At 67.3% G+C, this 15252-nt stretch carries 12 protein-coding genes; 10 read left to right on the forward strand and 2 right to left on the reverse strand.

What is annotated here, in order from left to right; translation table 11 throughout:
* Positions 1 to 9: 9 nt before the first annotated feature.
* Positions 10 to 810, forward strand: a complete 801-nt coding sequence (locus D7T59_RS14010) for a tRNA threonylcarbamoyladenosine dehydratase (RefSeq protein WP_164135989.1) — start codon at positions 10 to 12, stop codon at positions 808 to 810.
* A 71-nt stretch (positions 811 to 881) separates the two neighbouring features.
* Here D7T59_RS14010 and D7T59_RS14015 read toward each other — a convergent pair whose 3' ends face one another.
* Positions 882 to 1661 (reverse strand): TatD family hydrolase, encoded by a 780-nt coding sequence (locus D7T59_RS14015; protein WP_180851748.1) that lies wholly within the window; start codon positions 1659 to 1661, stop codon positions 882 to 884.
* Positions 1658 to 1876, reverse strand: coding sequence for a DUF6116 family protein (locus D7T59_RS14020; RefSeq protein WP_005410285.1), 219 nt, complete (start codon positions 1874 to 1876; stop codon positions 1658 to 1660). Before D7T59_RS14020 ends, D7T59_RS14015 begins: the two co-directional genes overlap by 4 nt.
* A gap of 163 nt (positions 1877 to 2039) precedes the next feature.
* Between D7T59_RS14020 and D7T59_RS14025 the strand changes: the two genes are divergently transcribed.
* The 9 genes from D7T59_RS14025 to D7T59_RS14065 all read left to right on the forward strand — a co-directional run bounded on the left by D7T59_RS14025 (position 2040) and on the right by D7T59_RS14065 (position 15154).
* Positions 2040 to 2882 (forward strand): glycine zipper 2TM domain-containing protein, encoded by an 843-nt coding sequence (locus D7T59_RS14025; protein WP_049429434.1) that lies wholly within the window; start codon positions 2040 to 2042, stop codon positions 2880 to 2882.
* A 124-nt stretch (positions 2883 to 3006) separates the two neighbouring features.
* Entirely contained in the window at positions 3007 to 3549 is a 543-nt protein-coding gene (locus D7T59_RS14030; protein WP_164135991.1) for a GNAT family N-acetyltransferase, read from the forward strand.
* Between the two features lie 175 nt (positions 3550 to 3724).
* Positions 3725 to 4381, forward strand: a complete 657-nt coding sequence (locus D7T59_RS14035) for a glutathione S-transferase family protein (protein WP_164135992.1) — start codon at positions 3725 to 3727, stop codon at positions 4379 to 4381.
* A gap of 77 nt (positions 4382 to 4458) precedes the next feature.
* Positions 4459 to 6738: a transketolase C-terminal domain-containing protein gene (locus tag D7T59_RS14040; protein WP_180851746.1), complete on the forward strand. Its 2280-nt coding sequence runs from the start codon at positions 4459 to 4461 to the stop codon at positions 6736 to 6738.
* A gap of 3 nt (positions 6739 to 6741) precedes the next feature.
* Entirely contained in the window at positions 6742 to 8685 is a 1944-nt protein-coding gene (gene asnB / locus D7T59_RS14045) for an asparagine synthase (glutamine-hydrolyzing) (RefSeq protein ID WP_180851744.1), read from the forward strand.
* Positions 8686 to 8751: 66 nt separating this feature from the next.
* Positions 8752 to 9312, forward strand: coding sequence for an NADPH-dependent FMN reductase (locus tag D7T59_RS14050; protein WP_005410279.1), 561 nt, complete (start codon positions 8752 to 8754; stop codon positions 9310 to 9312).
* 405 nt (positions 9313 to 9717) lie between these two features.
* Positions 9718 to 11148 (forward strand): replicative DNA helicase, encoded by a 1431-nt coding sequence (locus D7T59_RS14055; RefSeq protein WP_099552507.1) that lies wholly within the window; start codon positions 9718 to 9720, stop codon positions 11146 to 11148.
* A 173-nt stretch (positions 11149 to 11321) separates the two neighbouring features.
* Entirely contained in the window at positions 11322 to 13565 is a 2244-nt protein-coding gene (locus D7T59_RS14060; protein ID WP_180851742.1) for a TonB-dependent receptor family protein, read from the forward strand.
* Positions 13565 to 15154, forward strand: a complete 1590-nt coding sequence (locus D7T59_RS14065) for an alkaline phosphatase D family protein (protein WP_180851740.1) — start codon at positions 13565 to 13567, stop codon at positions 15152 to 15154. The genes D7T59_RS14060 and D7T59_RS14065 overlap by 1 nt, the downstream gene beginning before the upstream one ends.
* Positions 15155 to 15252 lie beyond the last annotated feature (98 nt).

Here is a 15252-nt window from a genome sequence, read left to right on the forward strand (position 1 = left end):
AATAGCCGGATGAACGAACAGGTCAAACAACGCTTCGCCGGCATCGAACGGCTGTATGGCGCAGGTGCGCTCGAGCGCCTGCAGGGCAGCCGCGTGGCGGTGGTGGGCATGGGCGGGGTCGGCTCGTGGGTGGTGGAAGCGCTGGCGCGTTCGGCGGTCGGCCACCTGACCCTGATCGACGCCGATGACATCTGCGTGTCCAACACCAACCGGCAGCTGCCGGCGATGGAGGGCAACTACGGCCGCAACAAGGCCGAGGCAATGGCAGAGCGCTGCCGCGCGATCAACCCGGACATCGAGGTCGATGCCGTGCAGGCGTTCCTGACCGTATCCAACATGGCCGAGTTGCTGGACCGTGGATTCGACCTGGTGATCGATGCCTGCGACAGCTTCCGGGTCAAGGTCGAGACGATCGCCTGGTGCCGCCGCCGCAAGCTGCCGCTGCTGACCGTGGGGGCTGCCGGTGGTCGTACCGATCCGACCCTGGTGCGCATCCGCGATGTCTCGCGCACCGAGCACGACGCCATGCTGGCGCTGATCCGCAAGAAGCTGCGCAGCGAGTTCAATTTCCCGAAGAACGCCAAGCGCTATTTTGGCGTGCCGGCGGTGTACTCGCTGGAAAACGTGAAGTATCCGCAGGCCGATGGCAGCGTCTGCGGCATCCGTCCGAACCTGGGTGCGGATGCGGCATTGAAACTGGACTGCGGCGCAGGCCTGGGCGCCGCAACCCACATCACCGGCGCGTTCGCGTTCGCTGCGGTGGGCAAGGCGCTGGAAATGCTGCTGGAGCCGAAGAAGGCGAAGGCCTGACGGTAGTGCCGGCCGCTGGCCGGCTTCCGCGCTGATTCAATCATTCCTGGGTTGCCGGCCAGCGGCCGGCACTACCGGTGCGGGGCTGGCAGCGCGAACAGCCGCTGGGCGTTCTCGCTTGTCACCCGTGCCACGGTCTCCACGTCGGTACCGCGCAGTGCGGCCACGTGGCGGGCGATGACCGCCAGCCGCGCCGGCTCGTTGCGCTGGCCGCGGATGCCGGCATCGGGCTGATCCGGTGCATCGGTTTCCAGCAGCAGTTGTTCCAGCGGCATCCCGCGCACCAGGCGCTGCAGCCGTTGCGCGCGTTCGTAGGTCAGCGGACCGCCAAGACCAAGCAGGAAGCCTTGCCGGTGCAGTTGCGCGGCCTGTTCCGGGCTGCCGGAAAAGCTGTGCACCACGCCGCGCAGGCCGCCGATGCGACGGATCGCGGCAATGACCGCATCCACCGCGCGTCGCGCATGCACGATCACCGGCAGCTCGAACTCGCGGGCCAGTTGCAGCTGGCCGATGAAGTACGCCTGTTGCGCCTCTGCATCCAATCCCTCGACGAAGAAATCCAGCCCGCATTCGCCGACCGCACACGGTCGTTCGCGCTCGATCCACTCGCGCAGCAGCGGCAGATGGTCGGGCCGGTGCTCGGCCAGGAACATCGGATGCAGGCCATAGGCCGGGTACAGCCCCGGTGCCTGCCCGCAGACCTCGCGCAGCTTCGGCCAGCTGGCGGCAGTGACGGCCGGTACCACCTGCGCGTGCACGCCGGCGGCGCCTGCGCGCTCGATCACCGCCGTGCGGTCAGCATCGAATTCACTGGCATCCAGATGGCAGTGGCTGTCGACCAGCGGGGTCAACGCTGTTCCAGCGGCGGCGGAGCCGGGACTGTATTGCGGCTCTTCCAGTTGGCCAGCAGCAGGGTGCCGAAGCCCAGTACCAGCTCGTCGACGAACGGGATCGGGTCGGGGATGAACAGGGTCAGCACGAACAGGCCGGCGGTGAGCTTGAACAGGGTGGGGTAGCGCAGCCGGCGGGCCCATTGCAGTACCGGGAGCAGCATCGGGTTGGCCATGGCGAGGATCCTCTTGGGGAATATGCAAACGCTACCACGGGCCCAGCATTTCCCGATGCTGAATGGGTTACAGGAATGAGCAGGAAATGTGGAGATTCCGTTCAGGCAGTGCATGCTGCAATCTGGCCCGAGAACGTTGCGGATGGTCCGCAAGGAGCAGGTCATGAAAAGCACAACTACAACTGTCCTGGTCGCAGCGGGCGCGCTGCTGGTCGGTGGCATCGCCACCGCCGCCTTCATGAAGAGCGGCGACAAGTCGCCCGATTCCATCAGCGCCGGAACCCCCAACGGTGAATCACGCCTGGTTGACGGCAACGCCGTTGACGATGGCGCACGCGGTGACAAGCTCGACCCGTCTGCGCCACGCGGGCTGGAATATGCCGACGTGCTGAAGGTCGACCCGATCACCGAGAAGCAGAAGGCCTACGCCACCGTGATCGGCACCGATGCCGTGCGCGAGACCTCCACCACCCAGACCCCGCACGAGGTCTGCCAGGACGTGACCGTGCAGGAGCGCCTGCCGGAGCGTGACGGCAACGTCGGCGGCACCGTGGTTGGTGCGGTGGTCGGCGGCCTGCTCGGCAACCAGGTCGGCGGTGGCAATGGCAAGAAGGCCGCGACCGCAGCCGGTGCCGTGGCCGGTGGCTTCATCGGCAACCAGATCGACAAGCGACACGTGGGGGGCCGCGTGGTCAACCGCACCGAACGCCAGTGCCACACCGAGACCGCCACCTCCGAGTCGAGCCGCGTTACCGGCTACAACGTGACCTACCGCAACGAGGACGGCACCACCGGCACCATGCGCATGGCCAGCAAGCCGGGCAACCGCATCGCCATGGGCACCAATGACGTGGTGAAGGGCTACAACGTGACCTACCGCTACGACGGCGCCGAGAAGACCGTGCGCATGGACAACAAGCCGGCCAGCGATCGCCTACCGGTGGTCGATGGCCAGCTGGTCACGCAGACCGCCGCTGCCGGCGCCACTGCGGCCACGCGCCAGTAATCCAGAACACCCTGCTGTACCCGACGGGCCGGCTCATGCCGGCCCGTTTCGTTGTGAGCGCGGGCATTCATCCGTGTGGAGGCGGAATCCACCATCATGGTGGCCCCTTCGACATGGAGTCGGCATGAGCATCTTCGACCTGCGCCTGGAAACCGAGCGCCTGATCCTGCGCCCGCTGCTGCGCGAGGACTACGAACCTTACCTGGCGTTCTGCGCCGACGAGGAAACGATGCGCACCCTGGGTGGCGTGCAACCGGCATCGGTAGCCTGGCGCGGTTTCTGCAGCCTGGCCGGCGCCTGGCAGCTGTTCGGCTTCTCGATGTTCAGCGTGATCGAAAAATCCAGCGGCGACTGGATCGGGCGGATGGGACCGTGGCAGCCGCAGGACTGGCCGGGTACCGAGGTCGGCTGGGGCATCCGCCATGCCAGCTGGGGCAGGGGCTATGCGCCGGAGGCGGCGGTCGCGGCGATCGACTGGGCCTTCGACACGCTGGGCTGGGATGAGGTGATCCATACCATCGCCGAGAACAACGACAACTCGCGGGCGGTCGCGCGCAAGCTGGGCAGCACGTTGCTGCGGATGGGCGAACTGCCGCCGCCGTACAACGACAAGCCGATGCAGATCTGGGGCCAGTCGCGCGAACAGTGGCGGCGGCGCGCGCGCTGAGCCTTGCCCGGTAGTGCCGGCCGCKGGCCGGCAATCGCGTTGCGGCAGATTCGTACGGTTGCCGGCCAGCGGCCGGCACTACCGTGTTGCCATGCTGCACCCGCGCTTGGCATTCCCTGGCGCACTTGCCAGACTGCATGCAGCCGGCCGCCGGCCGGATCCGATGGAGCAGGCAATGCTGGAAGAGCGCATCCCGCTGACGGTGCATGGCATGTCGGTCTCGGGCAACTGCCACAAGGTTCGCCTGCTGCTGGAGCAGCTCGGCAGCCGCTACCGCTGGGTGGAGGTGGACAGTGCCCACGGCCAGACCCATACCCCCGAGTTCCTGGCGCTCAACCCGAATGCCAAGGTGCCGCTGATCGTGCGCGACGACGGCCGTGTGCTGACCGAATCCAACGCGATCCTGTTCTGGCTGGCCGAAGGCACGCCTTACCTGCCCAGCGATGGCTGGGAGCGCGCGCAGGCATTGAGCTGGATGTTCTTCGAGCAGTACACGCACGAGCCCTGCGTGGCAGTGGCGCGCTTCATCCGTGGCTGGACCCCAGCTGATTCACCGCGCCGCGCCGAACTGCCGCGCCTGCACGAGCGCGCCGCCACCGCGCTGGCAGTGATGGAGCAGCACCTGCGCCAGGCGCAATGGTTCACCGGCAGCGGGTACGGCATCGCCGATATCGCCCTGTTTGCCTATACCGATGTGGCGGGCGAGGGCGGCATCAGCCTGGAACCGTTCCCGGAAGTGCGTGCCTGGTTGCAGCGCGTGCGTGCGCAGCCGCGCTTCCTGCCGATGCCAGCGGTGACCGCCGAAGTGCGCTTGCGCTTCGAAGCCGCGTGATTCTCACCAAGGTGACCCCCACAGGGTAGCGCCGGGCCAGGCCCGGCCGAACGCAACAACGACACGGAGGGTGTTCGATGTTCGCTGTGGTTCCAGATCCGATTCCCGCACGCATGCGCGTGCTCAACCGCGCCGATGTGTGCGACGTCAATTTCCTCGAGGCGGTGCGTGGTTGGCGCGGTACGCCGCGCCCGCGACCCGCAGCGGATGCACCGATCCTGCCGGGCAGTACGCTCACCGCCGCCGCCTTCGATGAACTGTTCCATTCGCAGCTGGCCAGCCGTCAGCTGGACCTGATGGCGCGCGTACTGCGCGTGCAGAACAAGGTCTTCTACACCATCGGTTCTTCCGGCCATGAAGGAAACGCGCTGCTGGCGCGGGCCTGCAGGCACACCGATCCGGCGTTCCTGCACTATCGTTCCGGCGCTTTCATGGCCGAGCGTTCGCGGCAGGTGCCGGGCATCGACCCGCTGCGTGATGCCGCGCTCTCGTTCGCCGCCAGTGCCGAGGATCCGGCCAGCGGTGGCCGCCACAAGGTGTGGGGCAGCAAGCCGTTGTGGGTGCTGCCACAGACCTCGACGATCGCCTCGCACCTGCCCAAGGCGCTGGGCACCGCGCTGGCCATCGAGAGTGGCAAGCGCCTGGGGCAGGCGCTGCCGGTTCCGCCCGACAGCATCGTGCTGTGCTCGTTCGGCGATGCTTCGGCCAACCACGCCACCGCGCAGACCGCCTTCAATACCGCGATGTGGTCGGCCTACCAGAAACTGCCGGCGCCGATCCTGTTCGTCTGCGAGGACAACGGCCTGGGCATCTCGGTGAAGACCCCCGAAGGCTGGGTCGCCGAGCGCTTCAGCCATCAACCGGGGCTGGACTATTTCTTCGCCGATGGCCTGGACCTGGCCAAGGGCCACGCGCAGGTGCAGGCCGCGGTGGAGCACTGCCGACGCACCCGGCGGCCGACCTTCCTGCATCTGCGCACCACGCGCCTGATGGGCCATGCCGGCACCGACTTTGAAGTGGAATGGCGCGCGCTGCCGGAGCTGTGCGCGGCCGAGGCCCAGGACCCGCTGCTGCGTTCGGCGCAGATCGCGCTGGAATCAGGCTGGATGGATGCGCCCGCCATCGAGGTGGCCTACGAAACGATGCGCGCGCGCTGCATGGCCGCGGCGGCGGATGCCGAAGGCCGCCCTACGCTGCAGTCGTTGCAGGAAGTGATGGCGCCGTTGGCACCGTACACCCCTGCAGCGGTGCAGGCCGAGGCGCAACGCGAGGTCGCTGCCGAAGCGCGCGAGGCACTCTATGGCGATGCCGAGGCATTGCCCGAACGACAGGCGCCGCGGCATCTCGCGATCCAGATCAACCATGGCCTGCAGGAACTGCTGGCCAAGTATCCGCAGAGCCTGTTGTTCGGCGAGGACGTCGCGCAGAAGGGCGGTGTCTACACCGTCACCAGGGATCTGCTGCGCCGCTTCGGGCCGCGCCGGGTGTTCAACACCCTGCTGGACGAGACCATGATCCTGGGCATGGCACAGGGTCTGGCCAACATGGGCATGCTGCCGATTCCGGAAATCCAGTACCTGGCCTACCTGCACAACGCCATCGACCAGCTGCGTGGCGAGGCCTGTTCGCTGCAGTTCTTCTCCAACGACCAGTACCGCAACCCGATGCTGGTGCGGGTGGCCGGGCTGGGCTACCAGAAGGGTTTCGGCGGCCATTTCCACAACGACAACTCGATCACCGCGCTGCGCGACATCCCCGGGCTGGTGGTCGGCTGCCCATCGCGCGGCGACGATGCCGTGATGATGCTGCGCACGCTGGCGGCGCTGGCGCGGGTGGATGGGCGCGTGGCCGTGTTCCTGGAGCCGATCGCGCTGTACATGAGCAAGGACCTGCACGAACCCGGCGACGGCCAGTGGTTGTTCGACTACCCGGCCCAGGGCCAGGCGCTGGTGCCGGGCGAAGGCCGTGTCTACGGGCCGGAGGCTGGCGACCTGGTGGTCTACACCTACGGCAATGGCGTGCCGATGGCGCTGCGCGCGGCGCGGGCGATCGAGCAGCAGCTGGGCTGGCAGGTGCGGGTGGTGGACCTGCGCTGGCTTGTGCCACTGGATGCCGGGTTCATCGCCGCCCAGGCCGCCAGTGCGCGACGTGTGCTGGTACTGGACGAAGGACGCCACAGCGGCGGAGTAGGCGAGGGGGTGGTCACCGCACTGGTCGAGGCCGGTTTCGGCCACCTGCCGCTGCGCCGGGTCTGCGGTGCCGATACCTATACCCCGCTGGCGGGGGCAGCAATGTTCGGGCTTCCAAGCGACAATGCAGTGATTGGCGCCGCCCTTGAACTGGCGCAGGAACCCTGATGCATGTGTGGATTGGCGGGAATGTTGTTGCCGGCGCCGGTGGCGTCGGCCGAGGTGCTGCAGGCGCAGGTCCTGGCCATGGGCGAGGCGCTGCACCACCGCGGGCCGGATGATGGCGGCAGCTGGGTCGACGCCTCGGCCGGCATCGCGCTGGCGCATCGCCGCCTGAGCATCCTCGACCTGTCGCCGCTGGGCCACCAGCCGATGGCCTCGGCCGACGGTCGCTACGTGATGGCCTACAACGGCGAGGTCTACAACTTCGCTGCCCTGCGTGCCGAACTGGAGCCGCTGGGGCACGCCTTCCGCGGCCATTCCGATACCGAGGTGCTGCTGGCAGCGATCCTGCAGTGGGGTATCGAGGACACCCTGCAGCGTGCCAACGGCATGTTCGCCATCGCCCTGTGGGACCGCCAAGAGCGGTGCCTGTGGCTGGCCCGCGACCGCGTCGGCAAGAAGCCGCTGTACTACGGCTGGGCCGGTGGCACGCTGGTGTTTGGTTCCGAACTGAAGGCGCTGTGGCAGCACCCGGCGTTCGACAACGACATCGACCGGGATGCACTGACCCTGCTGCTGCGGCTGGACTACATTCCTGCACCGCACAGCATCCACCAGCGCTGCTACAAGCTGATGCCCGGGCGCGTGCTGCGCCTGGACGCCGAAGCCGTAGCGGCGGGTGCGGCCGCGCACCGTCCGGAGCAGGCACAGCGCCCGTACTGGGATGCGCGCGCGCGCATGCAGGCCGCGCTGGCCGCGCCGTTCCAGGGGCGCATCGAGGAGGCCGAGGAACAGCTTGATGCGCTGCTGCGCGATGCGGTCGCGCTGCGCATGGTGGCCGACGTGCCGGTGGGCGTGTTCCTGTCCGGCGGCACCGATTCGTCGCTGGTGGCGGCGCTGATGCAGGCGCAGAGCGGGCAGCCGGTGCACAGCTTCAGCATCGGCTTCACCGGTTCGGGCCACGACGAGGCACCGCTGGCCAGGGAACTGGCCACGCATCTGGGTTGCGACCACACCGAGCTCTACGTCAGCGGCGCGGATGCACTGGCAGTCGTGCCGCAGTTGCCGGCGATGTTCGACGAACCTTTCGCCGACGCCTCGCAGGTGCCGACCGCGCTGGTCGCGCGCCTGGCGCGGCAGGGCGTGACCGTGGCGTTGTCTGGTGACGGCGGTGATGAGCTGTTCTTCGGCTATACCCGCTACGTGCGCGCGCTGCGCAACTGGCAGATGCTGGGCCGCGTGCCGGGCCCGCTGCGGCGCTGGATGGGCGCGCGCTCGCAGCAGCAGGGCGAGGCCTCGCGGACCGGCGGACTGGCTGCGCTGCTGGCCGAGTCCGGCGCGCGTGGCATCGGCGACGTGTACCGCAACCGCATCTCGCGCTGGCGCGATCCGGCGGCGGCAGTGCCGGGCGCGCAGGCTGCCGGCAGCTTCTACGACCTGGCCGATCCGTTGCACGGTGCCGGCACACCGGCCGATGCGATGATGCTGGCCGATTACGTGACCTACCTGCCGGATGACCTGCTGTGCAAGGTCGACCGCACCTCGATGGCGGTCAGCCTGGAGGCACGCGCGCCGCTGCTGGACTGGCGCGTGGCCGAGTTCGCCTGGTCGCTGCCGCTGGGCTTCAAGCGCAGCGAAACCACCAGCAAGGTGCTGCTCAAGCGCGTGCTTGGCCGTTACGTGCCGCCGTCGATGGTGCACCGGCCCAAGCGCGGTTTCGGTGCGCCGGTCAGCGATTGGCTGAAGGGCGACCTGCGGCCGTGGGCCGAAGACCTGCTGCAGCCGGCACGCCTCGAACGCGAGGGAGTGCTGTCGGCGGCCGCGGTACAGCCGCTGTGGCAGCAGTTCCTGGGCGGCCAGCGCAAGTGGCACACCCACCTGTGGAACGTGCTGATGTTCCAGGCCTGGCAGGCGCATTGGCGGCAGGTACGGAACCGCGTGACCGGCGGCTGATCTTCACCGGACGGCACGGGCCCGGCGTCTAGGCTGGGCCTCCCGTACCGTGAGGAGTATGTCCCGATGTCCGTCCCCACCATCGCCGTGTTCGTCGGCAGCCTGCGCAAGGATTCCTGCAACCGCAAGCTGGCCCATGCGCTGGAGAAGATCGCTGGAGACCGCGCGCGCTTCCAGTACGTGCAGATCGGCGATCTCCCGCTGTACGACCAGGATTTCGATGGCCAGTACCCGCCGCAGGGCACCCGGCTGAAGGACCAGGTGCGTGCCGCCGACGCGGTGCTGTTCGTGACCCCCGAATACAACCGGTCGGTACCGGGCGTGCTGAAGAACGCCATCGACATCGGCTCGCGCCCCTACGGTGACAGCGCGTTTGCCGGCAAGCCGGCGGCGGTGATCGGCGCCTCCATCGGCCAGATCGGTACCGCCGTGGCCCAGCAGCACCTGCGCAACAGCCTTGCCTTCCTGGACATGCACGTGCTCGGCCAGCCCGAAGCGTTCATCCACTTCAAGGACGGCCTGATCGATGCCGATGGCACGATTCACAACGAGGGCACGCAGAAATTCCTGCAGGGCTACGTGGACCGGTTCCTGGCACTGATCGCGGTGCACGTGAAGGGCGATTGAGACCGATGGGGCCGGAGCCCTCTGCTTTGCAGGGGGATCCGACCCCTGCCACGATTGAGGCCTGCGGGGTCAGAGCCCTCTGCTTTGCAGAGGGATCCGACCCCAACCATGCCCGGGGTCGGATCCCGTCGCGCAGTGGCGGGCTCTGACCCCACGTCCAACTGAGCGGGCGAGCGCCCGTGCGTGGCGCGGGATCCGACCCTGGCCGCCTGATCTGCGATAATGCCCCGCTCGGGCGTCGCAACGGCGCCCGTCGCAGGCACTGCGACGCCCCCGCGCCAGAGTGGCGAGGCACTGGCGGATATCCCCCGTTTCTCCACGGCTTATCCACAGGCTTGTCCATGGCCGCCGGGGTCGGCGCATGCCTACACTCGTCCGGCCCACTTTTGCAGGAAACACCGCAGCATGTCCGCTCGTCCCGGCTTCCGTTCCAACCGCAGAGAGCGCGGTGATGGCTTCGATCGCGATCGCGATGAATCGCGTATCGACCAGCTGCGCGTGCCGCCGCATTCGGTGGAAGCCGAGCAGGCGGTGCTGGGTGGCCTGATGCTGGCGCCGGAGGCCTATGACCGGGTCAACGACCAGCTGACCGAGGGCGATTTCTACCGCCGCGATCATCAGATGATCTACCGCGCGATCCGCGAGCTGTCCGAGCGTGAGCGGCCGTTCGATGCGGTGACCCTGGGCGAGTGGTTCGAATCGCAGGGCAAGCTGGAGCTGGTGGGCGATGGCGCCTACCTGATCGAGCTGGCGAGCACCACGCCGTCGGCGGCCAACATCGTGGCCTATGCCGAGATCGTGCGTGACAAGGCGGTGCTGCGGCAGCTGATCCAGGTCGGCACCGACATCGTCAACGATGGCTTCCAGCCGGAGGGCCGTGACAGCAGTGAGCTGCTGGCTTCTGCGGAGAAGAGCGTGTTCGCCATCGCCGAACAGGGGGCACGCGGGCGTACCGACTTCGTGGCCATGCCTGGCGCGCTGAAGGATGCCTTCGAGGAGCTGCGCAACCGCTTCGAGAACGGCGGCAACATCACCGGCCTGCCGACCGGCTACAACGACTTCGATGCGATGACCGCCGGCCTGCAGCCAACCGACCTGATCATCCTCGCCGCGCGCCCGGCCATGGGCAAGACCACGTTCGCACTGAACATCGCCGAGTACGCGGCGATCAAGTCGAAGAAGGGCGTGGCGGTGTTCTCGATGGAAATGTCGGCCTCGCAGCTGGCGATGCGCCTGATCTCCTCCAACGGCCGCATCAACGCGCAGCGCCTGCGTACCGGCCAGCTGGAAGACGAGGACTGGAGCCGCGTCACCAGCGCGATCAAGATGCTGAAGGAGACCAAGATCTTCATCGACGATACGCCGGGCGTGTCGCCGGAAGTGCTGCGTTCCAAGTGCCGCCGCCTCAAGCGCGAGCACGACCTGGGCCTGGTGGTGATCGACTACCTGCAGCTGATGAGCGTGCCGGGCAACAGCGAGAACCGCGCAACCGAAATTTCGGAAATCTCGCGTTCGCTGAAGGGCCTGGCCAAGGAACTGCACGTACCGGTGATCGCGCTGTCGCAGCTCAACCGCTCGCTGGAAACACGTACCGACAAGCGCCCGGTGATGGCCGACCTTCGCGAATCGGGCGCAATCGAGCAGGACGCGGACATGATCGTGTTCATCTACCGCGACGATTACTACAACAAGGAAAATTCGCCGGACAAGGGCCTGGCCGAGATCATCATCGGCAAGCACCGTGGTGGCCCGACCGGTTCGTGCAAGCTGAAGTTCTTCGGTGAATACACCCGCTTCGACAACCTGGCCCACGACTCGGTCGGCTCATTCGAATAACCGTAGTGCCGGCCGCTGGCCGGCAACCACTCCACGGCCGGCAAACCATTCCAAACGCCAATCTTCCGTATGTGGCGTGTAAATGACATGTAACGCGACGCTTCTACGATTCCGCCGCTGCTGCCCTTCGACGCCGCCCTTCGGCGTCCAGCGTGCCCAAGGAATCCGCCCCCATGCCGTCCCACGCTCCGCTCCGCCGCAATCTGCTGGCCCTGCTGGTCTGTGCTTCGCTGCCGTCGCTTGCCGCCGCTGAAACCGCCCCCGCCACCGACGCACCGTCGGCCACCACGCTCGATTCGATCTCGGTGATCGGCCGCGGCGAAGCGCGCCAGGTCCAGCGCGTGACCGCCGAGGACATGAAGGTGCTGCCGCCCGGTGCCAACCCGCTGAAGCTGCTGGCGACCAAGCCGGGCGTGCATTTCGAATCGGCCGACGCCACCGGTGCCTACGAGTGGTCCACCACCATCAGCCTGCGTGGCTTCAACCAGAACCGCCTGGGCTACACGCTCGATGGCATTCCGCTGGGCAACATGGCCTACGGCAACAGCAACGGCCTGCACATCAGCCGCGCGGTGATCAGCGAGAACCTGGGCGGTGCCGAAGTGTCCACCGGCATCGGTGCGCTCGGTACGCCGTCCACCAGCAACCTCGGCGGTGTGTTCCAGTTCTATTCGATCGATCCGTCCACCGAGTATGGCGTGGTGCTGGCACAGGGCTTCGGCAGCGACAGTGCGCGCCGCAGCTATGCGCGCCTGGAGACCGGTGAACACCAGGGCTTCGCCGCCTACCTGTCCGGCGTGTATTCCGAAGGCGACAAGTGGAAGGGCAAGGGCTCGCAGGAACTGAAGCAGTTCAACGGCAAGGCCACCTACAACTTCGGAACGGACAGCAGGATCACCGCGCTGTTCAACGCCTCGCGCCGCGTCGAGGCCGATTACCAGGACCTGTCGCTGGAGATGATCGATCGCCTCGGCTGGGACTGGGACAACTACGCACCGGACTGGGATCGCGCGGTGGCTGCCGCACGCGGCACGTTCAGCGGTGGCGTCAACAGCCCGTGGGACGCGTATTACTCCGGTCACGGCCTGCGCAATGACGACCTGTCCAGCATTGCCGGCGACTTCGGCCTGAACGAGTCGATGCGCCTGAAGGTCAACGTCTACAACCACAGCAACCGTGGCCAGGGCCACTGGTTCAGCCCGTCCAATCCGTCCAACCCGGGCACCAGCCGCGAACTCCCGATCTCGATCCGCACCACCGAGTATGCGATCGACCGCACTGGCGTGACCTCGGCGTTCACCTGGAACGTGGCGGGCCACGAACTGGAAGCGGGCCTGTGGTACGAAGACAACGGCCACAGCGTGCAGCGCAACTTCTACTACATCGACGGCCCGATCACCGACGATTTCTTCCTGCGCAATCCGGACCAGCGCGTGTGGCACCAGCGCTACACCACCATCACCCGCCAGTTCTACGTGCAGGACCGCTTCCGCCTGTTCGATGACCGCCTGACCATCGACATCGGTGCAAAGTCGCCGAACACCCGCACCAGCGTGCGCACGCCGCTGGGCAGCTATGCCAACAACAGCAGCCTGACCTCGAAGAAGGGTTTCCTGCCGCAGGCCGGCTTCAACTTCAAGCTCAACGAAGGCAACGAGATTTTCGGTTCGTTCGCCAAGAACATCGCGGCCTATGCACTGGGCGTGGGCAGCCCGTTCAACGTACCGCAGGCCGCATTCGATGCCAGCGCGAAGAACCTGAAGCCGGAACAGTCGCGCACCATCGAGCTGGGCTGGCGCGGTTACGGCCAGGGCTATGAAGCCTCGGTGGCGGTGTACGACGTGAAGTTCGACAACCGCCTGCTGGCCATCGCCCAGTGCGTGGGCATCCTCGGTTGCCCGGCGCTGTTCTCCAACGTCGGTTCGGTGACCAGCCGCGGTGCCGAGGCGACCCTGCAGCTGAAGCCGATGCAGGACCTGACCTGGTCCAACGCGCTGTCGTGGAATGACAGCACCTACGACAACGACTACGTGAACAACGGCGTGGTGCCGACCCGCGGCAAGAAGACCGTCGACACCCCGGAATGGATGTTCGCCAGCACCCTGGCCTGGACGCCGGGCCCGTGGGACCTGCGCCTGGCCGCCAACCATGTCGGCAAGCGTTACGTGACCTATACCAACGACGTGTCGGTGCCCAGCTACTGGCTGGTCAACGCTTCGGTGGCCTATGACTTCGGCAGGCTCGGCCCGGCACAGAACCTGACCGTGGCGCTGAACCTGACCAACCTGACCGACAAGCGTTACCTGTCCTCGATCAACACCAATGGCACCTACGCCGCCGACCCGACCCGCAGCCTGGCGACCATGCAGGTCGGTGCACCGCGGCAGGTGATGGCCACCGCCACCGTGCATTTCTGATGCGCGGGCCTGTTGATCCGGACAGCCGTCGTCGCCTGCTGCGCATGGCGTGGCAGGGCACGGGGGCGGCGATCGCACTGGCGGCGATGCCGGGGCTGGCTACGGCCGGCCCACGCCCGCGGTTGGGGCGTGATCCGTTCACCCTCGGCGTCGCCGCCGGTGATCCGGATCCACAGGGGGCGGTACTGTGGACGCGGCTGGCACCGGACCCGCTCAACGGCGGCGGCATGCCGTCGCGGGCGGTGCCGGTGCGCTGGTTCGTGGCCGAAGACCCGGGCATGCACCGGCTGGTGCAGCGCGGCGTCGCCGCGGCGGTGCCGGAGCTGGCGCATTCGGTACATGTGGAAGTCAGCGGCCTGCGTCCGGGCCGTGACTACTACTATCGTTTCGCCTGTGACGGCGATGAGGAAAGCGCGGTCGGTCATTTCCGCACCGCGCCGCTGCTGGACACGCAGCTGCAGCAGCTGCGGCTGGCGCTGTGTACCTGCCAGGCCTGGAACAGTGGCTACTACCCGGTGCTGCGCGATATCGCGCAGAGTGATGTTGACCTGGTGCTGCATGCCGGTGACTACCTGTACGAATACAGCCCGCTGAAGAACGCGCGTGGTCGTGCGCTGGATGCGGAACGCTTCAGCGGCGAGACCGTCAGCCTGGAGCGCTACCGCGACCAGTACGCGCTGTACAAACTCGATCCCGACCTGCAGGCCGCGCACGCCGCGCACGCGTTCGCGGTGATCTGGGATGACCACGAAGTGCAGAACGACTATTCCGGCATCCATCCGGAAAAGAGCGACGTGCCGACCGAGGACTTCATCATCCGCCGCGCCGCCGCCTACCGTGCGTTCTACGAGCACCTGCCGATGCGCAGCACGCCTGCGGGCAATGGTGGCCTGCGCGTGCATCGGCGCCTGCGATACGGCGATCTGGCGCAGCTGACCCTGCTCGACTGCCGCCAGTTCCGTCCGGCAAATCCCTGCGGGGTGGGCGAGTCGCCGCGCTGCGACGCTGCGCTGGATCCACGCATGAGCATGCTGGGCGTGGGCCAGGAAGCCTGGTTCGCGCAGTCGATGGCGGCCGCACGCGGCACGCGCTGGAACGTGGTGGTGCAGCAGTTGCTGATGGCGCAGCTGCGGCTGGACGGCGGCACGCCGCGAGAGCGCTTCTGGAACGACGCCTGGGATGGCTATCCCGCCGCACGTAACCGGCTGCTGCAGGCCTTGCAGGCGGGCGGGCAGGGCAATGCCATTGTGCTCGGTGGTGACTGGCATTCCACCTTCGTCAACGACCTGAAGCTGGATTTCGACACGGCCGATGCCCCGGTGGTGGCCACCGAATTCATCGCCCCGGCGATCAGCAGCGGCGGCGACGACACACCCTATGGCCCGTACTACGGTCCGTCGATTCCGCAGAACCCGCACATCCGCTATTTCGATGGCGACCGCCGTGGCTGGTGGAAGCTGCAGCTGAACCGGCAGACCGTGGATGCCGAACTGCGCTTCGCCGACAGCGTGCTGCGCGCCGATGCGCCGGTGCGTACCGCGGCCCGCTTCCAGGTCACCCACGGCCGCCCGGGTGCACTGCCGGTGTGAACCCGATCCTGACCGACGATGGTAGTGCCGGCCGCTGGCCGGCAACCTCATGAACCACCGGTTTCATCGGTCCCCAGCCCGGTTTCGTCGCAAACCGT

The organism is Stenotrophomonas maltophilia (assembly GCF_013464915.1).
Lineage (GTDB): Bacteria > Pseudomonadota > Gammaproteobacteria > Xanthomonadales > Xanthomonadaceae > Stenotrophomonas > Stenotrophomonas maltophilia_AT.

What these genes read in the sequence shown, in the direction of transcription:
- D7T59_RS14010 (WP_164135989.1), top strand. Translation starts at nt 10, where the DNA reads ATGAACGAACAGGTCAAACAACGCTTCGCCGGCATCGAACGGCTGTAT.
- D7T59_RS14020 (WP_005410285.1), bottom strand. Translation starts at nt 1,876, where the DNA reads ATGGCCAACCCGATGCTGCTCCCGGTACTGCAATGGGCCCGCCGGCTG.
- D7T59_RS14025 (WP_049429434.1), top strand. Translation starts at nt 2,040, where the DNA reads ATGAAAAGCACAACTACAACTGTCCTGGTCGCAGCGGGCGCGCTGCTG.
- D7T59_RS14030 (WP_164135991.1), top strand. Translation starts at nt 3,007, where the DNA reads ATGAGCATCTTCGACCTGCGCCTGGAAACCGAGCGCCTGATCCTGCGC.
- D7T59_RS14035 (WP_164135992.1), top strand. Translation starts at nt 3,725, where the DNA reads ATGCTGGAAGAGCGCATCCCGCTGACGGTGCATGGCATGTCGGTCTCG.
- D7T59_RS14040 (WP_180851746.1), top strand. Translation starts at nt 4,459, where the DNA reads ATGTTCGCTGTGGTTCCAGATCCGATTCCCGCACGCATGCGCGTGCTC.
- asnB (WP_180851744.1), top strand. Translation starts at nt 6,742, where the DNA reads ATGTGTGGATTGGCGGGAATGTTGTTGCCGGCGCCGGTGGCGTCGGCC.
- D7T59_RS14050 (WP_005410279.1), top strand. Translation starts at nt 8,752, where the DNA reads ATGTCCGTCCCCACCATCGCCGTGTTCGTCGGCAGCCTGCGCAAGGAT.
- D7T59_RS14055 (WP_099552507.1), top strand. Translation starts at nt 9,718, where the DNA reads ATGTCCGCTCGTCCCGGCTTCCGTTCCAACCGCAGAGAGCGCGGTGAT.
- D7T59_RS14060 (WP_180851742.1), top strand. Translation starts at nt 11,322, where the DNA reads ATGCCGTCCCACGCTCCGCTCCGCCGCAATCTGCTGGCCCTGCTGGTC.
- D7T59_RS14065 (WP_180851740.1), top strand. Translation starts at nt 13,565, where the DNA reads ATGCGCGGGCCTGTTGATCCGGACAGCCGTCGTCGCCTGCTGCGCATG.